This window comes from Lewinellaceae bacterium (genome assembly GCA_020636135.1).
In the GTDB taxonomy this organism is placed as follows: Bacteria; Bacteroidota; Bacteroidia; order Chitinophagales; family Saprospiraceae; genus JAGQXC01.
In genome coordinates this window covers 2,636,636-2,657,529 of record JACJYK010000001.1, presented here as the reverse complement: position 1 = coordinate 2,657,529, position 20,894 = coordinate 2,636,636, and the positions used below count along the sequence as shown (strand labels likewise).

Annotated in this window: 15 protein-coding genes; 2 read left to right on the top strand and 13 right to left on the bottom strand. The window is 49.5% G+C overall.

The annotated features are described in order from the left end of the window. Positions 1 to 78: 78 nt before the first annotated feature. Positions 79 to 1,173, top strand: coding sequence for a universal stress protein (locus tag H6570_10200; GenBank protein MCB9319644.1), 1,095 nt, complete (start codon positions 79 to 81; stop codon positions 1,171 to 1,173). Further along, positions 1,173 to 1,991 carry a universal stress protein gene (locus tag H6570_10195; protein MCB9319643.1) on the top strand — a complete coding sequence of 273 codons (819 nt, stop codon included), beginning with the start codon at positions 1,173 to 1,175 and terminating at the stop codon, positions 1,989 to 1,991. Before H6570_10200 ends, H6570_10195 begins: the two co-directional genes overlap by 1 nt. Positions 1,992 to 2,106: 115 nt before the next feature. Here the strand turns inward: H6570_10195 and H6570_10190 are convergent, their stop codons facing one another. The 13 genes from H6570_10190 to H6570_10130 all read right to left on the bottom strand — a co-directional run bounded on the left by H6570_10190 (position 2,107) and on the right by H6570_10130 (position 20,875). Next, a complete protein-coding gene (locus H6570_10190) occupies positions 2,107 to 3,540 on the bottom strand; it encodes a SusD/RagB family nutrient-binding outer membrane lipoprotein (protein MCB9319642.1) in 1,434 nt (477 codons plus the stop codon). Positions 3,541 to 3,564: 24 nt separating this feature from the next. After that, positions 3,565 to 6,696: a SusC/RagA family TonB-linked outer membrane protein gene (locus tag H6570_10185; protein ID MCB9319641.1), complete on the bottom strand. Its 3,132-nt coding sequence runs from the start codon at positions 6,694 to 6,696 to the stop codon at positions 3,565 to 3,567. 209 nt (positions 6,697 to 6,905) lie between these two features. Further along, the gene (locus tag H6570_10180; GenBank protein MCB9319640.1) at positions 6,906 to 7,139 is read right to left on the bottom strand and encodes a DUF4177 domain-containing protein; all 234 of its coding nucleotides are present in this window, start codon (positions 7,137 to 7,139) and stop codon (positions 6,906 to 6,908) included. A gap of 62 nt (positions 7,140 to 7,201) precedes the next feature. Continuing rightward, positions 7,202 to 8,854, bottom strand: coding sequence for an alpha-glucan family phosphorylase (gene glgP / locus H6570_10175; GenBank protein MCB9319639.1), 1,653 nt, complete (start codon positions 8,852 to 8,854; stop codon positions 7,202 to 7,204). Positions 8,855 to 8,982: 128 nt separating this feature from the next. Then, positions 8,983 to 10,251, bottom strand: a complete 1,269-nt coding sequence (locus H6570_10170) for a dicarboxylate/amino acid:cation symporter (GenBank protein MCB9319638.1) — start codon at positions 10,249 to 10,251, stop codon at positions 8,983 to 8,985. 116 nt (positions 10,252 to 10,367) lie between these two features. Then, the gene (locus H6570_10165) at positions 10,368 to 11,717 is read right to left on the bottom strand and encodes an FAD-dependent oxidoreductase (GenBank protein MCB9319637.1); all 1,350 of its coding nucleotides are present in this window, start codon (positions 11,715 to 11,717) and stop codon (positions 10,368 to 10,370) included. A gap of 179 nt (positions 11,718 to 11,896) precedes the next feature. Then, positions 11,897 to 13,186 (bottom strand): Gfo/Idh/MocA family oxidoreductase, encoded by a 1,290-nt coding sequence (locus tag H6570_10160; protein MCB9319636.1) that lies wholly within the window; start codon positions 13,184 to 13,186, stop codon positions 11,897 to 11,899. Positions 13,187 to 13,383: 197 nt separating this feature from the next. Next, positions 13,384 to 13,785 (bottom strand): DoxX family protein, encoded by a 402-nt coding sequence (locus H6570_10155; GenBank protein MCB9319635.1) that lies wholly within the window; start codon positions 13,783 to 13,785, stop codon positions 13,384 to 13,386. A gap of 11 nt (positions 13,786 to 13,796) precedes the next feature. Further along, positions 13,797 to 16,190, bottom strand: a complete 2,394-nt coding sequence (locus H6570_10150) for a TonB-dependent receptor (GenBank protein MCB9319634.1) — start codon at positions 16,188 to 16,190, stop codon at positions 13,797 to 13,799. Then, a complete protein-coding gene (locus H6570_10145; protein MCB9319633.1) occupies positions 16,183 to 17,259 on the bottom strand; it encodes a hypothetical protein in 1,077 nt (358 codons plus the stop codon). The genes H6570_10150 and H6570_10145 overlap by 8 nt, the downstream gene beginning before the upstream one ends. After that, positions 17,259 to 18,365 (bottom strand): right-handed parallel beta-helix repeat-containing protein, encoded by a 1,107-nt coding sequence (locus H6570_10140; GenBank protein ID MCB9319632.1) that lies wholly within the window; start codon positions 18,363 to 18,365, stop codon positions 17,259 to 17,261. Before H6570_10140 ends, H6570_10145 begins: the two co-directional genes overlap by 1 nt. Before the next feature lie 176 nt (positions 18,366 to 18,541). Beyond that, positions 18,542 to 19,978 carry an alpha-L-fucosidase gene (locus tag H6570_10135; GenBank protein ID MCB9319631.1) on the bottom strand — a complete coding sequence of 479 codons (1,437 nt, stop codon included), beginning with the start codon at positions 19,976 to 19,978 and terminating at the stop codon, positions 18,542 to 18,544. Between the two features lie 81 nt (positions 19,979 to 20,059). After that, positions 20,060 to 20,875: a noncanonical pyrimidine nucleotidase, YjjG family gene (locus H6570_10130; protein ID MCB9319630.1), complete on the bottom strand. Its 816-nt coding sequence runs from the start codon at positions 20,873 to 20,875 to the stop codon at positions 20,060 to 20,062. Positions 20,876 to 20,894: the final 19 nt, after the last annotated feature.

The following is a 20,894-nucleotide window of genomic DNA, read 5'->3' as shown; positions in this document are numbered from 1 at the left end:
ACACACTATGAGATCCGGTGACTTAGATCATTCGTTCGGCCGGCAGTTACAACTAGTTTAGCCCACAAGTAAAGGAATATGCTTTCAATCAAATTGTTCGGAATTCAGACTCCAGAATATCTTGCCATTCGCAATGAGTTGCAGCATTTGCTGGAAAACGGCGGTTATGATTTTGAGCTGGAGGAGGTTTCTGATGTGCAGACGATGGTGGATCAGGACATTGAGAGCATTCCGTTTGTCAAAATCAATGGAACCGCATCTCTGGCATACAAAGAATTTGATAACACGCACTTGTTTATCGAGGCAATCCACCTTACCTTACTAACCTTTACCAAAGCCTATACGATGAAAAAGCTGTTAGTTCCGGTTGATTTCTCCCCAGCCTCTGAGCGGGCTCTGCAATATGCGTTGCATTGGGCTGCTCATTTTGGCAGTTCCCTGGAAGTGGTAAATGTGTACATGCCGCCCGTTGATCCTCAGTATGGTTCCATCATCGGGATCAATGACCTGGAGAAGATACAGAGCGATAAAGTGAAGCAGCTGGAAAGCCTGGTAGAGAAATGGAAAGGTAAAATTGCCCTTCCCGACAACTCACTTGTTTCGTCCAAGTGCCTCATCGGATTTCCGGCCGAGGAAATCATGCGGTATGCCAAGGATTTCGACCTGATCATCATCGGCGCTACGGGCGAGAAGAGCGTTCTCGAAAAATGGATGGGTTCGGTCTCCATGGCCATTGCTCAAAAATCCAATACACCTGTATTGCTTGTACCGGAAAACAGCGAGTTCAAGCCGATCCATCAGATCGCCTATGCGTTCAGTCCGGATTCCGATAAATCTGCGTTCCTTACCCTGGCAAAACACCTGTCGGGATCTTTCGGTGCATTGATCCACCTGGTTCATGTGCTGGATAAAAATCATGAGGAACCACCGCAGTCAACCCGCGAATTGCTGACCGAATATTTTGCCCACCATGAGATCCAGTTTGATCACGTTCATGCCGACTCGGTAGCTTCCGGGCTGGAGCGTTATCTGGGCAATCACCCCATCGATCTGCTGATCATGGTGGCCCATAAGCGGCCTTTCTGGGAGAAATGGTTCCACCCCAGCGTAACGAAACAAATGTCCTTCAAGCCGAAAATTCCTATCTTGGTTTATCATAATCAGGAAGTTTGATGAAGACCTATTTGGTTCCGACGGATTTTTCAGAGGTTTCACAAAATGCATTAAACTACTTATTGTCCTCATTATCAGACGATGAGCCAGCAAAAATCGTACTGCTTCATGCCTACGATGGCACGTTCTCAAGTGACGAGCCATTGGTATTCGAACCCATGAAAGGAGCTGAAGAACTGGTCTATGAAGAGCTCAATCGTTTTGCTGCGTCGGCGCAGACCCCGAAGGAGCCCTTTGAACTGGTTGCTTCCGTCGGATTTCCCTCCAATGAAATTGTGCGGGAAGCAAAAAAAAGATCTGTCGACGGCATCTATATGGGCGTGCGGACGAAACATCATCTGCAGGATAAAGTATTCGGTACGGTATCCAGCCACGTCTCCCTTCATGCCGGATGTCCCGTGATGCTTATTCCCCATGGCGTAGCGTACCACGCCTATCAAAATATTCTGGTAGCCACGGAGTCAGATATTCCTGTGAATTCGTTTCTGGTTCTTGCCCGCCTGGCGGAACAACACGATTCGATCCTGCATTTTTTGCATATCGACACCGATGGTATGGATGAATTCCAGGAAGGGGAAGTAAAATTGTACCAGCGTATCAATCACCTCCTTTCCACACAACAGCCATACGAGATCCGGACTATGGATGCGGAATCTGTCTGGGAAGGGATCATCAATTACCAGAAGACCTATCCGATGGATCTTACAGTGATCCTGCCCGAACATCACAACTTTTGGGAGCGCTTGATCGGACTAAGTCATACCCGCCAAGTTGTCCTGAGGACGACTTCACCGGTTCTGGTCTTGCCAGGCAAATAATTCCTTTACGAATCGGTTGTCGCATATTCAGATTCCCGTCATTGACGTCTAATCCACCAATAAAAAAAGGCTGCCTTAACGACAGCCTTTGAATCAGAACTTGTGTAGTTCGTTGTTATTTATCCCACCAGACATGGACATCGATGTCATCTTTGCCCAGTTTAGCGACTACTGCATCGTAATTTTCACCATTCAGGTCACGCTCCGAAGTCGGATACCCGTACCGAACCGGGATGGCTTTGGTAGGATGGATTATCAACGCCGGAGGCGTCAACGACGGAAATCCGGTACGTCTCCATTCTGACCATGCCTCATACCCGTTAAGGTACAGCGATACCCACTTCTGGGTCATGATCCGTTCCATGGCAATGGATGCATCGTATTTTACCTCATCCTGTGCGATGAATGCGCTGTAGGCATCATCGGTATATGCGCCCCATTGCTCCATATTTGCTTTGATGGCATCGAGATAAAACTGCTCAGCGGCAGCTTCCCCTCCGGCGATCCATCCCCGGTGCGCCGCCTCTGCAAATGAGAACAGGATCTGGGAATAGGTGATCACAAAAGTAGGTGTAGTCTTTTGTCTGACTGCGCTACCGACGAAGGATACATTGTTATTAGGTATATCCCCTGCTTCATCCTGTGTCAAGCCGTAAGGCATACCGACGTATTCGCCGGTTGCTTTAGCCGGATCCGCATAGATTGGTAGTCTGGGGTCACCCGTTGCATTCATCAGGTCCACCAACGGTTTGCTTACGCATTGGTCAAGACGCGTCTGAAAGCGGTCCTCCCAGGGGTTGTCGTTGTTTTCGTCACTGAGGTGTGTATAGAAAATATTGTCATCATTACTTTCCAGAACGCCACCATTCATAGCAGCTACAAATTCAGCTTTTGCCTTATCCGGTGCCACTTCCGATAAACGCAGGGCAGCGATCAGGTGGATGCTGTTGGCAAACTTTTTCCATTTCAGGAGGTCACCTCCAAGCATGATGTCACCATCCACCGTACGGGAAACATCGATCTGAGCTGCGGCGTCCGACAGCGTGGTAAACAGTCCGTTATACACTACATCCTGATCGTCAAATGCCGGGCGGAAGTTTTCACGTCCTTCCAGCGCCTGCGAGTAAGGAATGGGGCCCCAGGCGTCGGTCATTTGCCAATAATAATAGGACTGCAGGATCCTGGCAACGGCAATCTGGTCTTCCAATCGTCCATTTTTCAACTGTGCCGGACTGGTTGCCGGATCTTCCAGCAATTTGATGATTTCCTGCAGACCGATCAATGGTCCTATATAATATCCGTTGTAGCTGAAATTGACGGTGGCGTAACGTGAACCGTCGGTGTAATATTTCTGAGAGATGTGCTGTACGTACAGCTCAGGGGTCTCAGCGGTAATGTGCCCCGGGATCGATCGCAGGGCGCCGGTCAATAACGCCGCTGTGCTCGGGGTTGAAGGGTTGTTGGGGTCAATGTTGATATCGCCAAAATCGGAACATGCGCCGACCAGGATCAAAGCCAGAATGGCCCCGGTATATCTTAGTTTTTTCATGATATTCGATTTTTTGCAGGTGAATTAAAATCCTAATGAAATATTGAATCCAAGTCCACGGGTTTGAGGCAGCTGACCGCCTTCATACCAATAGCGCTCCAGTTCTGAAGGGTCAAATCCCCGGTCCTTCGTTGGAGAGAAGAACAACAGGTTTCTGCCTACCAGTGAAATGTTCAGCTTGGATGCGAAATTGATTCCTAATTTCTTTGGATTGAAATTATAACCAATGCTCAATTCACGCAGCTTGAAATACGAAGCGTCAAACAGCCAGTTTTCATGCAATCCGAACAACGATTTGTAGTATTCGTCGGCACTCAGGTAAACATCGTTAGGCTGTCCATTCTCGAAATAGCCGTCTGCGCGTACGCCACCACCGGTGGAGGGATCATCCCGCTTGGGATTGCCCTTGTCGTTGTTACCTACCGTTTCTGCTCCTAAGCCGGAATAAGCATTAAACATCCCTGAGGTGGAATAAAACTGACCACCTTTCTGGAAGTCAAAGGAAGCAAGCAACTGAATGCCTTTGTATTCAATGGCGTTAAAGATACCGCCGGTAAAGTCAGGCAAAATGGTACCCAGGTCCTGGTTGGCATCGTACAGGAAATACCCGTCTTCGTCAACCAACCTGTTGCCGTTGTCGTCACGACGGAACTGACGGCCGATGATCGTACCCCATTCATCACCCACGCGGGCATTGAGGGAAATGCCACCCCAGAATGGGCCGCCTTCGTAGCCGGAACCGCCAATGACGCGGTTATCCAGCCCTTCTGCCAGCTCTTCCACCAGTGATTGGTTTTGAGCCAGGTTAAAACCGATATCCCAAGAGAAATCGCGCGTCTGAACGGGTGTCCCATTTATCTGGAGTTCGATCCCTTTACGGGTGATCTTACCAGCATTGACGATGGCTGTCTCGTAACCACTTGAGCTGGGTACTGAAAGCGGCAGGATCTGGTCAATGTTCAGGTCTTTGTAGTAGGTGACTTCAAAACCGAGCCGGTTGTTCAGGAAACTCATTTCGAGTCCAGCTTCATGTGTCGATGTCAACTGGGGTTTGAGTGCCTCGTTACGCAGCGTGCTCGGAACGAACATGGCCGGTAAACTACCGTAGAAGGAGCTAGCCGGAGCCGAGTAAACCGGGTTGATTTGATGCGGGCTCAGGTCACTACCCACCTGTGCGAATGAATACCTGACTTTTCCGTTGGAGATGATGTTATTGGCTCCCAGTAATTCCGAGAACACAAAACTCACACCCACCATCGGGTACAGGTAGGAGTTGTTTCCGGCAGGTAAGGCGGAAGACCAGTCATTGCGAACCGATGCTTCGAGGTACAAAAAGTCTTTATATCCGACAGAACCTCTTCCATAAACAGACCGCACCACTTTTTCGTAGTTGGCGGCAGACACGTTGGGTTTGTCCACGGAGGAGGCAATGTTGTAAAATCCGGGTATGGCCAGACCACCTACTGTACCGGCAGAGAAGCGCCTGTCATTGTCATTCCGGATATTACCTCCAATGTTGAAGTCGTAAGACAACTGATTGGAACGGTTCGAGTACGAAACCAGACCTTCATAATTCCATTCACTGTTCGAACCATTGTAAGTGCTGAAGTATGGGGTGCCCAGTCCTCCTTCCGTATACCGGCTGTCACCGGTCCAGCTTTGCAGGTCTGACCGAACAAATCCCTGAACCTTCAAATGTTCGCTGAAATTTAAGGTGACATTCACGTCTCCGTAGATGCGGCCCTCGTTGTAGTGAGGTACGTTCTCATACAGATCGTAGTAAGGGTTGTCCCAGTACAGCGGTTTGGTATTTTCCGGGCTTTGGATATTCCAGGAATTGAAGGTGCCATCCGCATTTTTGTAGTTTCTCAGCTTATCAATTTGAACCTGGCGCTGGAACCACTGGTTGAAGCTGCCGGTCAGACCAGCTCCGTAACCTTCCAGGATGTTGCCCTGCTGATCGGTGTTTTTGTAATTGATGTTAGCACCCACCGTTAAAAACTTCGACAGGTCATAAGTACCGTTTACGGTAATAATGTTCTTTGCCTGTCTGGTATTAGGTAGTACCAGCGTTTTGGTTATGTTGTTGTAGTTCACCCGGAAATTAAAGTTTTCACCACCTCCGGAGAAGGATACGTTGTTATTCAGATTCTTTCCCGTGTCAAAGAAGTCTTTAACGTTATTGGGCTGAGGTACCAAAGGTATTTCTTTCCCAAAATCAGGACCTTCATACCAGCTGTAATAGGGCCGGTACAATGAGCCGTCCATACGCGGACCCCAGCTTTCGTCGCCGGAATAATCCAGCAGATTCTGGCCCTCAAAGGCAGACCAGGATGCGGGGTGTATGGCCGGGTTGAAGGAGAATTTCAGGAACTCCTGGCTGTAACCGCCGGCATATTCGTTCTGATAGGCCGGGATCAAGGATACGCGATCGAAGGTGCTGGATGAGTTAAACTCAATGCCAAGACCACTTCCGGAGGCACCTTTTTTACTGGTTACCACCACAACACCGCCGGCAGCACGCTGGCCGTATAATGCCGTTGCTGCTGGTCCTTTCAGGATGGATACCGACTCCACGTTGTCCATATTGATGGCGCCGGCATCGACTGGTGTGCCATCCAGTACATACAGCGGATCGACGCCATTCAGGCCGTTTACACCACGGATACGGATGTTGCCTTCGCGAAATCCGGAACTGGGGGAGCCCACCAGCTGAACCCCGGCAACCTTACCACTCAAGGCGTCGATAAAGCCGGAGCTGCGGGAAATATTCAATGCTTTGGGTTCAACTTCCTGAGCGGCATAGGAGAGCGATTTTTTCTCCCGGGTGATTCCCAGTGCCGTGACGACAGCCTCGGATAAGGTGATCCCTTCAGCCAGGGAAACGTCCAAAACATTGGAAGCTGGTATTTCCAACTCCTTGGATTCAAATCCAGTGTAGCTGAACAGCAATACATTGTACTTATCGGGAACTTGAATGGAAAACGATCCATCAATTTCCGTTACAACACCATTGCTCGTGCCTTTGATCAGGATGTTTGCTCCGATCAGAGGATCTCCGCTTATGTCGGTAACGGTACCCGTTACGGTGCGCTGAGCCATAATCGAGGCAACAGTACACACGAATAAGACCAATGAGAGTAAGAGTCTTTTCATGACGATTGATTTTAATTGAAAAAATGGTAGCCAGGGTAAAACAAAGATATAAAAAATTAACTTTTTATTAACTACTCTATGTGCTGGGGAACACACGCTTTACACCAGGAGTAAGACTGTATATTACCTAAGGATAAGCAAATCAAAGCAGTAGGTTTCTTATTGCAAGGTGATAGAAAGTGGGGCCAGGAAGTGTTAAAGTTTTACAATCAATCCTGATGCTGATTGAAGACGAATGCAGCTTCCTCTTCCCAGTTGGCAGGACGTTCCAATACCAGTTCAACTTCTCGCCATTTCCCCTGACTATCCCATTCAATGGGTACGATTTGACAAAAGCGCCAACCCAGTTTCGCATGATCACGAATAATCTGGTGGTAATCCTGGTTTAGTCCGAACGTGAAGAAGCCTTTGGATTTGATCTGAATGAACTTGTATTCAAACATGACAACTAAAATTAGGTATACCTGGTCTTGCGGAACGGGTGACGCACCTGATCAAAGGCAGATCACCGGTATAATTTTTCATAATATTCGTCGGCCATGCGATTGGAGTCAAAGAAGGGCTGGATTTCGGTCATGCTGTTGACAACCATTTGCATCCAGTCGTCCTGATTCTCGTAGTACATCCGGATCACATCGTATTCCAGAATGTCCATCATTTTATGCAGGTCGTGTTCATCCTGATGCCATTCGCTCAGATTAGGGTCTGCCGGCTCAGATACAAAGGCATTGTGCAGGTGCTTGCCGAACTCGGGAACCCATCCGTCCGGTATGGAGAAATTCAGCGAACCATTCATAGCTGCCGTCATACCTGAGGTGCCGGATGCCTCTTTGCCTATCCTTGGATTGTTCAACCAGACATCGGAGCCTTGCTTCAGCATTTTACTCAGGCCAATCTCATAACCGACCAATACGGCACAATTGGGATAATTATTGGTGAACCGCACCAGCGAATTAAACACTTCGATGGCATGATGATCGAATGGATAAGGTTTCCCGGCCCAGATAAACTGGACGGGCCGGTCCTGATCGGTGAGCAGCCGGTGGAACCGGTCCGGATCCATCGTGAAGAGCTGAGCTCGCTTATAGGGGGCATATCGCCGCGCCCATACAATAGTGAGTGCATCGGGATTGAGGATCTTACCGGTTTGATCGGCGACTTCTGCAGATAGAATTTGCTTGAAATGGCGTTTGCGGGCACGAATAGCATCGGCATCGCCCAGTTTAAGGGCCTCTGCCATCTCCTGGTCAGCCCAGAAACGTGCATTTTGAGCATTGGTTATAGCTCCGATAGGACAGATATCGGAGAATCCGCCCCACATTTCCCGGGCTACATCACCATGCATTTGCGAGACGGCATTGGCTCTCCGTGACAGTCGCAACATGGCCAGGGTCAGATTGAGCTCGGATCCGTACGTACCGGTTATTTCCCGCACCGTACTCATGTCCAATTTCCCAAAGTAGCTCATCTGGAAGAGATGGTCCATGTTCAGGATCTCATTTCCGGCAGGAACAGGTGTATGGGTGGTAAAAACCAGCCTCTTTTTTACTTCCTCCAGATCATGGTATTTTTCATACAATTTGAAGGCTCCCGGCAATGGGTGGGCTTCATTGAAGTGATGGATATCGGCCCGGTAATTCAATGCTTCCAACAGAGCCATCCCGCCGGCTCCAAGCAATATATGCTGGGCCATCTTAGCGGATGTATTGGAATCATAAAGGTGGTGGCTGATCTTTTGAGAGAGGTAATCGTTTTCAGGAATGTCCGTGGAGAGCAGAAAGATCGGCGCCGTGTTAAAGCGGGTGGGAGGTAAATAATAGACTTTTAAATTGACCGTATTGTTATGTACTTCAATTTGCAGGGTAATTCCGGTGTCCTCGAGGAAATTATAATGACGCTCCATAAACAGGACATCCATGCTTTGATCCTGTTTGCGTACCTGATCGTAGTAGCCATATTTCCAGAGGATCCCAATGCCAATGACCGGCTGTTGCAGCTGATAAGCCGAACGCATATGCGAACCGGCCAGATAACCCAGGCCACCGGAATAGATCTTCAGCGCCTGATCGATGCCAAATTCCATACAGAAATAAGCAACCCGTTTTTTGTATTTCGGATTGATCGGGTAGGGGTGTTCATAGGATTGAAACGACGTCATGACGACTAATTTCTGTGAATAAAGTCGCGAAAATACAAATCTTACCGTGCTTCAAAAGATTTGTATGTATAACATGCATCAATCCTGGCGTTAATGTTGATCCTGTTTGGAAAGGATAACCGTACCGCTTATTGGTTTAGTTTATCAAGTTTGCTTGCTACCAGTATGGATACGCAGGCATCGCTGGTCACATTGGCTATGGTCCGCATCATATCCAGCGGACGATCAACAGCCATGATCAAAGCCAGCCCGGCCTCCGGTATTCCGGCAGCTCCCAGCACGATCACCAGCATGATCATGCCGGCTCCCGGGACAGCTGCTGCCCCGATGGATGCCAGGGTGGCCGTGAGCAGGATGCCCAACTGATCGCTTAACCCCAGGTGTATGCCCATGGCCTGGGCTATAAACACTGCCGCTACGCCCTGATACAAGCTGGTTCCATCCATATTCACCGTTGCGCCAATAGGGAGAACAAAACTGGCGACTTCTTCATCAACCCCCAGATGTTCCTGGACGCGTTCCATGGTAACCGGAAGCGTTGCCGCACTGCTGCTGGTCGAAAAAGCTACCAGCTGGGCCGGCAACATTTCCTTCCAGAATTTCTTGTAGCTAATCTTCGTGAATAACCGCACCAGTACCGGATAGAATGCACTTAAGAGGATCGCCAATCCCAGGACCACGCACCCGCTATACGATAGCAGGGCCCGAATAAGGTCAAAGGAAGGTGCTTCAGCGATCAGGGAAGCCAAAAGGGCAAAAGCGCCTAAGGGGGCGGTCAGCATGATCAGATCGACGACCTTCATAATCAGGTCGTTCAGACTATCAAAGAAGTCCTTGACCGGCTTGGCTTTTGCCTGGTCAATGAGGATCAGACCAATTCCCAGGAGGATGGCAACAAAGATCGACTGGAGCATTTTGGTGTTATCCGAAAAGGCTGCCATCATGTTATCGGGAAATATATCGATCAAAGGTTGCAGCGGGCCTTGAGCCACTGTGGACTGAGCCGATTGGATGCGGGTTGCGGCGCCTTCACCATAGGACTGGAGCAAGGTCTCGCGCATATCGGCATGGATAAAATGGCCAGGCTTGAACAGGTTTACCAGTATGAGGCCAGTCGCTATTGCAGTAACGGTGGTCAGCAGGTACCAGCCAACGGTGCGGATACCCATGGATGACAGCTTACTCAGATCCTTCAGATCGGATACGCCTTTGATCAACGATACCAGGATCAGGGGAACGGCAATGAGTTTCAGGCAATTGATAAATATGGTTCCCCAGGGTTTTATCCAGTCTTTAACGAAAGAAGACCACCCGAAATGAACGGAGAGGACACCAAATCCGATCCCCAGTATTAGCCCCAGCATGATCTGCCAGTGCAAAGCAAGGCTATTACGCATTGATATTCATGGATCCACCCTTTATCGCCCGTGGCTGTGGCGGACCCGGGTTTGAAATTAGCGTTTCCCCGGAATATTATAAGATGTAAACTACTTTCCGAAAGAAGAGAATTAAATCATTCTTTAAGGTCACTGATCAAATGCTGAAATCCCAGGGCATAGGTTGCCTGGTGATAGATAGGTGCCGGATCTTCTTTCCCCAGCAGGATGTTCGCGGCAATCAGTCCATAGGTCAGTGTACCCTTGGCTCCTATCCCTGACATACCCCCTACCAGAACAAGATTAGGGTCCTGGCGCTTATCCAGGTTCATCAGGGAACAGACATATGGTGTCTCAGTCCGGGTGAGGGAATAGACACAGGAATGGGCCCCGGTCTTGATCAGATTTTCGCCGGTGATGGGCAAATGCAATTGCTGGAGGTATCTGGCGAGATGGTCCCGGCCCCAGGCAACTTCCGTAGATGAAACCTCTTTCTGCCAGACATTATCCAGATTGGTAATGTCTTGTCGCAGGTAGTGTCCGCCGATCTTGAGCACAGGGCTGCCATCGGGATCCCATTTTTCAACCATGGCATACATGATCTCCGGAGTCATGTCAGCCACAGGAAAATAATCCTGGAATTTTGCTTTTTGCTCACCGGTCAACGACTGGTAAACCTGAGGATCAATCTTGAAATAATTCAGAAATACCCGCTGGGGATGGATCAGCTCCGAAACGTAGGGTGCGATGTCTTTAAGTAATTGTCCATTATAGGGACCCGCGGCAGAGACCACCCGAGCAGCATGAATGGTTACTTTGCTTCCATCACCAAGATTTTCCACCTCCAGTTCAAACCCATCATCTGTTCTGATCAGCTGGGTAACCCGGTGCCGGAAACGGATCGTGCCACCAGCCAGACGAAATCCTTCCTGCATTTTATGGATGAGTACCCGGGGGTTCAGGGTGCCGGAATAGGGGTTTATTTCACGGATAACCAGTGCAGAATCGGGAACAGAAAGATCAAATTTTGTTTTTGCATCATCCGCATTGGTTGCGTATTCTGTAGGGATCGACTGGTTCTTCACCAATTGATCAAACGCCATTTTTTCAGAATTATAATAGATATAAGTTACCGGGGAGGTATGGTATATCTCGTCCATAGATTGGGTTTGCCCGGATTTTTCAGCGAGAAAGTCGAGCAATTGCTGCGTCTCCTGGACACTGCGCTGCTGGAGATAGGTGAATAAATCGTTTCTGGGGCCAAGTGCTCGGGATATGCGGGCATCACCGAAACTGGATCCAAACGTATAAATGGAGTCCTGTTGTTCCAGAAGCAGCACCTGTTCTCCCTGGCGAGCCAATTGCCAGGCAGCGGCACTCCCCATCAAGCCACCTCCGATAACGACAATGTTTTCATCCGATTTCTGTTCCTGACAACCAATCAGCAGGACAGGGATAAGCAGGCAGGAGATCCAACGAAAAGTCATTTTATTTGGTCTTGCGGTGTTAATGATTTCAGGTAAAGGTAACTGAACCGGCACAGCCCGCCTAATGAGATAGATCATGGCTGACCTAACCTTTCGGTTTGGAAACAAGCAACACCTGTTTCAAGTAAACAGGACTGGCACAAAATGACTTCCATTACATCCTGGAAGGCACTAGGGTTCTACATTCGATAAGGTTTCCTGTGCTTGTAATTGAGCAATTTGTTAGCCTCCTTGTCCCCGGGAAACTGTTGGGCTACCGGATCCCAGGTCAGAGGACGGTTGAGCCAGTAGGCTATGTTTGCCAGGTTACAGACCGATGCCGAACGGTGGCCGGTCTCAACATCACAGATAGGTGACGAACGCTTTTTGATCGCATCCAGAAAATCCTGATAATGATTGTCGGAATGGTAAACCATCGTGTCGGATGGCTTAATAGCCGCCTGGGCAATATTTTCCGGATTCGAATCCAGGAATTGCCTGCTCACATCCAGGGATCCTTCACTGCCGATGAACCGTACAGCCCAACCCCGCCCAAAATCTTCATGGACCATTTCAATGCCGTTAGCATATTTCATCTGTAATCCGCGCACAGCCTTAGGATCTGCCGGTGGAGCAAAGGATACCGGACCACTGCGATCCATGCCTAGGCCCCATTGGGCTATGTCAAACATGTGCGCGCCCCAGTCGGCCAGGATTCCTCCTCCGGTTTCTTTATACAGCCGCCAATCAGGCCAGAAATCAACATCATTGCGGGCCGGAGCCAGCCGGTTATTATAGGACAGTTTTTTAGTTGGTCCGCACCAGCGATCCCAGTTGACCTCCGGTGGCAATGCTTCAGCAGCTAAATTGTAAGGTATGGCCGGATCACCCACGTTGACCAGCACCTTTGAGATGTCTCCCACGTAGCCATTCCGAACCAACTCTACGGCTTTCCGGAAGGACTCCCACGATCTTTGCATTGAACCCACCTGCACAACCTTTCCGGTTCGCTGAGCCGTCGTGACCATATCGATACCTTCCTGAACGGTATGCGTCATGGGTTTCTCGCAATATACGTCCTTGCCTGCCTCCATAGCATGTATGGCCTGAACAGCATGCCAGTGATCCGGCGTCGCAATGACTACAGCATCGATATCGGGAATAGCCAGCAGCTCCTCATACTCCCCGGTCAGTTTTAGCCCGGAATAAGATGGATTGTTTTTCTGTTCCGCATATATCTTGCCGACATGGTCCTTGAACCATTCCATTTTTGTCGTCCACACATCACTGCCGGCCAGGATTTCAACCGATTCTATTTTACCAAATTGATTGGCCAGCCCTCCACACTGTTTTCCTAAACCGATAAATCCTAAACCGATCTTGTCACTGGGAGCTGTAAATCCCCTTCCCAGGACATGCCGGGGTACAATGATAAATGAACCCGCAGCCAGGCTGGACTGCCGGAGAAATGAACGGCGTGATTGTTTCATGACAAGTGAATTTTTGAAGTGATCAGCTGATCACCTCAGATGAGATTTGAAAAAGGTAAGATAATGAAAAGGGCCATGAAAAAAAATGACACCGAACAGATAGTGCGGTTATCTGAATGCAACAGCAAAATTGTACTTACCCCGCTGCCTGCAAACCTGTTTCAACCAAATTAAAGCGTTGGTTAAGGGTTGACCCTCTATTTGTTTTTGGCAGCAAGGAACCGTTCCGGGATCCACTCATGCCGGTAACGGATGAGCAGGTACAGGCTTCCCAGCCATACCAGACAAGCCAGATAAAACAAGGTGCCACCGTCTCCCATGACATCGATTCCCAGTGAGGTGAGGTGGAAAAAGATCGCTCCCGACATAGAGCCGAAAGCAAGCAAAGCGCCATACGTCTTCCATTTTGGAATCAGCAGGAGTATGGAGGCGATCAGCTCGACGATGCCACTGCCAATGCGACCAGGCGCTCCCAATCCGGTCTTCTCGAAAATGTAGATGCTCTCCGGCGCACCCGTGAACTTGAAAAATAAAGTTTGCACGAGGATCAGGGCCAGCACGATCCGCAGGATCCACTCCAGGATGAATTTGATTTGCATTTGGTTTTTATTTAGAAGTCTACCTGATAACTTAAAACCGGGATAAAATCCCCTCCGGGATATTGTCGGAAGTAGAGCTCATTCCTGACAGCATCATAGCCCACAGAGCTGATATTTTTTGTACTCAGCACATTCTGGATATCCAGGGAAAGGATACCGCTGTAGCGGGACCGATTGAATCGGTAAGCGATCCGGGCATCGAGCCGCTGGTAAGCAGGAACCTGTCCTTCCCAACTGGCTCCTGCCAGTGGTACATAGGTGTTTTGAAGCTCCGATAAGACCGGATCATAGGGTGTGTAACGGAAGCCACCATTAAATAAATAACGACCACCGAACTGAAGGGTGTTACCGTTGCGGAAGGCTACCTCACGGCCCAGTGTCAATGCGGACACCCATCTGCTTGCGAAACGGCTGGGATGGCTGACTCCATCATAGGCATGGTAGGTCGCATTGAACCAGGAACCATTGAACAGAAAATAAACCTGATTGGTAAAAAACTTTTCAATGGCGAGGTCTATGCCGTAATTCATTCCTTTGCCGACACTTACGACCGGGAATTGCGGGAAATTGGATTGTTCATTAAGCATCCAGTAATCGGATTCTGCATCCGGCTTTACGGGCACTTTGTGCAATTGTTGAAGGTACAATTCGGTATTGAACTTGAGATGCGAGCGGGTGATGTACGTATGACTGAGGATCAGATGATTGGAATGGATCATCGGCAGATTGGCATTCGGTTGAAATCCATTTGTGTCCTGATAAAAATACGCTGCGAGGGGTAACATCTGGCTGTGCTTTCCCATTGCCAGACTCAGGTAATGATCCGGGTTGAAGCGAAATCGGGCGGAAATACGGGGATCGACACTGGCTGTTCCATTTTGACCCAGGAAAAGAACATGGACACCTCCCAGCAGACTCCAGCGGCTGTTGATCTGCATATTTGCCTGACTATAGGCCTGGGTGGTAAAGGTTGTTCCGCCGCCATCCAGGTTGGTGAGGCGCTGCTTTTCTGTGATGTCAGTGATGGAAGAGCGCGGATTGGTCTCATTAAAGAAGCGATAGAAGATCAGGTGACCGATCAACCCGGATTTCAGGCTCCACCGCTCATTCATTTGCACCGAATAGGTCCAGGAAGTGGACAGCCGGTTGTCCAGATAATTCTCCGTATTGTAGCGGTAGCGGACATCTTCCAGATTCAGTGTGTCATACATACGAAAGATGTCGCTGCCCATCAGGGCAACCACCCCTTTGAGGTAGGATTTTTCATTCAGCAGATGGGTATACGTGGAACCAAGGGCCGCCATATTGCTACCTTGTCGTCGATCTTCCCATTCGTTGGCTATGCCTGGCTCGCGTTCCTCCGGATCGGTAACCGGTGTATAGTGCTCCAGGGAAATCCCCCCCATGCCGAACAGGGTCCACTGTTTCTTTTTGTCGTCACTCTCCCGGTATATGTTGAAGGAGAGGTCCTGAAAATCATTGCTTACCCGCTCACCGACCAGATGAAAGCCCAATTTATTGAGTAAGCCCAGGGTCGAATACCGGTAATTGACCACATAGGAAGAATGGTCTTTGCGTATCGGGCCCTCCGTAGCGAAGTCAAGACCAAGCAGGCCGGTCTTGATCCGGTATTCACGCTCCTGGAGGTTACCGTGTTTAAAATGAATGTCAAAGGCACCGGAAAGTGCATTTCCGTATTCGGCTGGCATGCCACCAGTATAAAAGTCGGACCGGCTGAGCAACTGTGCACTAAAGATGGTAATTCCGCCTCCGGAAGTGCCCGGACGGGCAAAATGGTTTGGATTAGGGATATCAATTCCTTCCAGTCTCCAAAGGATGCCGAAGCTTGAATTCCCGCGGATGATGATGTCATTTTCCGTATCGTCGCCACCTTGCTGTACTCCGGGGTAGGAGAGGGCCATGCGTCCCATATCGTTGACGCTGGCAGCGATACGTTCGGTTTCCTCGACCGTGAACGAGCGGGCGCTTACCATGGCCAGATTGTTGACCGGAGCATTGGCAAAGCCGGAAGCGATAACCTCCACGCTGGCCAGGTCTACCCCTTCTGCAAGTTCGATGTCGATCTGGACGGCTTTCGCGGACGTGATCACCAACCCTTCGGTGGTATAGGTTTGGTAACCTACATAGCTGCACTGCAATTGATGCCGGCCCACCGGAACCTGCTCAAGGGCAAAAGTACCATCATCATCGCTGACAGTTCCCATCAGTGGATCAGTATCCAGGACGACGACCGAGACGCCCGGTAAGGGTTGGTGGGTTACCTGATCCACGACTTTCCCGGTGACACGTTGTGTCAGCGACTGGCTTTTCAGCGAAATGAAGGCTCCGCCGAATAATATAAAGGCGGTTGAAAGCGCAAGGGTACGAAGTAATGATCTAGTCATAACAATCGGTCTGAAGTGAAGCAATCCAATCGCGGACGACAGCCACCCCTTCTTCATGTACGATAGTTCTGCCCAGTTCGGGCATCATGACACCGGGATCCAGGGACTGGACGCGGTACATCAGGATGGATTGGTCTGGATGTCCGGGCTGTATGTCAAATGTGCGGCCCCCCGAACCTTTACCTGCCGCTACCGGCACCTTACACAAGCCAAGGTGGGTCGGGTTGGTTTCCGAAAATTGCAAATAAAGTCCTGATGTGTTGCCGGGGCCTTCAGGCCGGTGGCAATGCCCGCAATTAACATCGAGGTAGGCCAGCGCCCGGGATTGCAGATCACCTGATCCGGGATCGTCCCATTTGGGCATCGTGGCGAGTGAATCCGTCTGAAAGCTTGGTCGCAGATATCCATTGTTGATCCACCGTTCGATTTGATTGATGGTACTGCCGTCGGCCTGGCTCACAGGGCGATTCAGATTGGCAAATTTCGGCCCGATCGGTTGGACGGTTCCATTCAGGTTGTGGCAGTTCTTACATTGATTTTTATTGGGAACCAGATAATGGATCGACCGGGCAACACCCGAGGTATCCGTCCAGGTGACGGGAAGCAATGCTCCGACCGGGCTGTATTCCGCTTCATTTTGTTTATCGTTCCAGATATAGGCATAGGCTGACCAATGGTCATTTTCCCGGATCAGTAAGCGCGTCTCCAAAATCCTCCTGACACTATGAATGTCCCGCATATCGGCCGGGTAATAGAAGTTTTTAACGAGTATGGCTCCCTCCGGGAAGCTTATGGTGCCGTCTTCCATGAGGGACGCTGTACTTCCCTCAGGCATCCACACAAACCGGGCTTTAAGAGCATAATCGGTAAATAGTGAATTGATCACTTCATACGATAACACCCGATCGTTTGGTTGAAGGGAGGCCAACTTGCCGGCATACAAGTTGTATTCCGATAAATGCCTGAAAGGGGCCCCGGGAGGAGGTAGCTGAACGGTTTGGTTTGGGGTACTGCAAAATTGCCCCAGAAATATAAGTATCAGTCCTACCCAGAACAGTTTGGTACGCATCACCGGCAGTTGTAGGGTGAAGGATCCTGACTTACGTCGTCAAAATCATGGGCTGCATCAACCATGGCAAACCGCAATTGATCCGCCGAGTTGTCCTGAATGCAAATGTTCATCGGGTTTGATGCTTCCGTATTCTCCCGGGTGATTCCATCGTACAGGATGTCCTGTGGCTTACCTGGGAACAGAAGATTGACCATTTTGCCGAAATCCTTGCTGAGGTCGGGTATGGCGCTTTTACGGTCATAATGGTTATGGTGGATGGATACATCGTAGGTGAAAGGATCATAACGCTCATCTTTCCATGGACGCTCGGTAATATGGTAGCTGGCAATGGCTGTGCCGATGGTCTTGTGGCCAGTGATGGTGTTGTCATGAATATTGATTTTCTTGGCTGCAAGCAGGATGATCCCGGTGCCTGGCGGAACAATAGCGACCATGTTCCCCTCGGCGGCAAAATTTTTATGGTTGTTTTCTACAATACGATTTTGGTAAACTTCGCAGGAATGTCCGTTGACAACCTGCAGGTCGGGCAGGTCAAACACCAGAATGCCACCGGTGTTGTTTTCGGCCAGATTGTCATAGACCCTGGAATTAATGCAATTTTCGATTTCAATGCCGGCCACATTCTCATGAGCATAGGAGTTGCGCACGACGACATCTTCTGACTGGCCCACATAAACGCCTGCATCCGAAGCAAACGAAGCTTCACAACTGTCTATAAGTACATTTTTACACTGAACCGGATATAACCCATAACCGCCATTAGAGGATTTTGCACCATCGGTCCAGGTTGCCTTCACCCGGTGGATCACAACCTGCTGGCAGCCCTGCAGTTTAATACCATCACCCAGGGCGTCCTGGACCGTAAAGTCCTCCAGGGTTACACTATCGGCGGTAATCCGCAACCCCTCTGCACCGGCTTGCTGTGTTTTAAAAGAGAGTATGGTTTTGTCAATTCCGGCGCCGCGGATGGTTACCCCGCTGATGGCATCAAGCGAGAGTGACCGGTCCAGCTCATAGATGCCTTCAGGAATAAAGACAACGGATCCTGGCTGTGCATCCAGCAATTGTTCCTGCAGGCGGTTATAAGCATCAGCATCAGCCATAGGCTGGGGCTTTCGCTGGCAACCGAAATGAAAAAGTGCACTTAACATTAGAAGACCAGTCAGATATTTTAACATACCGTATGTTTAAAAAAAGGAGCTAAGGAAAATATTTTGACTTTGTGGAATCAAGTTACCGAATCAGTTTAAGTTACTATTTATAAGTATTTAATTTGCGGCTAGTTATGAATGTTGTCCGCTTCAAATAGGATGGTCCAGGCATGCTGGCTTTTCATTTTCTGCCTGACTTTTTCAGGGATCTGAATGATCATGCCCTGGTCGCCATTTGGTTTCCAGCTGAGTTCATCGCCGGTTTCCAGTACGGAAACCTTGCTTCCTGTTCTGGCTTTCAGCTGTTGGATGGACCAGTATTCCGGCGGGTTCTTTTCCTGTTCATCAGCAAGATAGATCGCATAAACCGTGTTCGTATTTTTCTTTCGTGTAAAGCGGATCTTGCCTTCCTTGTAAGGTGCGATGGCCCGTGTGGCATAGATGGCTTCCTGATTTACCTGCATCCAGTCACCGATACCCTGAAGGCGGTCAAACGCTTCCTGATCCCAGGTGCCATCCGGACTGGGGCCGATGTTAAGGAGGAAATTGCCACCCTTGGCTACAATATCCACGAGGAGGTGGATCAGTTGATGGGTAGATTTATAGTGCGGATTTTTGCTGTACGACCAGCTGTTTCCCATGGTCATGCATGTCTCCCAGGGGTACGACAATGCCCGCTCCGGGACCTGCTGTTCCGGTGTACGGTAGTCTTCAAAGGGACCATGAACGCTGCGATCCACCACCAGAAGGCCCGGTTGATGGGCCCTGGCCATTGTGGCTATCCTGGGCATGTCGATATCCTGAGGGTAGTCCGGGATCCGGTATCCCCAGGAGCGGACTTCTTCGTTTATTGTGGAATCCGGCCGTACCCATCCTCCATCCAGCCAGAGGATATCCACCTTCCCGTAACCGCTCATTAATTCTTCGATTTGATTGTAGGTATAGTCTCTAAATTTCTGCCACCGGTCGGGGTGTTTATTGGTGTCGTAATTGGTACAGCGGTCGGGCGTTGCCCATTCCGGTGCCCAGAAATCCGGTGAATGCCAGTCGGGTTTCGAAAAATAGGCACCTATGCCAAACCCCTGATTGCGAAAGGAATCAAACAGGACTTTGGTTACATCTGCACGGGGATCGGTATGGAATGGTACCTGAGAGCCGGTAATTCGATAGTCCGTTTCTTTGGTGTCAAACATGCAAAATCCATCGTGGTGTTTGGTGGTGAAGACCAGGTACTTCATGCCGGCGTACTTCGCGGCATTCACCCACGGCTGGGGATCAAATTTTTGAGGATTAAAGGTTGTAGCCAGTGCCTCATAGTCTCGTTTGTATTGGCTATAATCCGCGCCATTGCGTGAACACCAGGGCTGGTCTTCGGAACAAATAGACCAGGATTCCACGACACCCCATTGGCTGTAGGTTCCCCAATGCATCATCAGTCCGAATTTCTGATCCTGCCACCAGTCCAGCTTTTGCAATACCAGCGGGTCAGTGGGCATTACATAAGCCTGGCTGAACATCAGGTGCATCGTAGATAGAAGGGTCAGGGTGAGGACATGCTTTTTCATAGTGAAGAAGGTATAAAAAATGTTCGAATTTCCAGTTTAATTTACTTCCGGTACTTAGGGTGATGATGATGTACTGCGGATTTAATTTATTGAATCTGAGGCTAGTAATGATTTTATTTCATCCCAATTGCGAACCGTAAAGGTGGGGGTGACTCCCGGCTCCGCGTTGGATTTGCCATGGGGATTAAACCAGCAGGTATGCATGCCGGCATTCTGCCCGCCACCGATATCGGCGAACAGGTTATCTCCAATTACCAGACAATCCTCCGGCGATGGATTTCCCAGCTGATCCAGGGTGTGATTGAAGAATGCCGGATCCGGCTTGGTTTTACTTATTTCCCCGGAGATAACGATAGCACTGAATAGCGGTGTAATGCTGGACCGCGACAATCTGGGACGCTGGACATTTGGCAAGCCATTGGTGATCATGGCGAGGGTAAATGATTTGGCCAGCTCGTGCAGGGAGGATTCGGCGGTATCCAGATAATGGACGATACCGGACAGGTGTTCGACATACCGCTCATGGTAAGATTCAGGGTCGAGATGGATTCCTACTTCCGCCGCCAGTTGTGAAAACCGCACGGTACGGATCTGTTCGCGGGTAAGTATCCCGCGTTCATGGGCATCCCATGCCGCCAGATTAAGGCGGGTGTAGATCGGATGCCACTCCGGCAGGAATGTTTGTCCAAAATCAAGGAAGGTCTGCTCCAGTGCTTCCTCCTGGCAACGATCGAAATCGTAAATGGTGTGGTCAGCATCAATGAGCAAATACTGATAATGGGAATGTGCCATTTTCTCTTCAAAATTAAAAGCCACTAAGATACACTGTTGTTTGAGATCACTCCGGTTCGGTGAAAATAATGGGTATGATCCATCCCGATCCTTTCGATAGTTCATAATTTACGGAAGAAAAGAA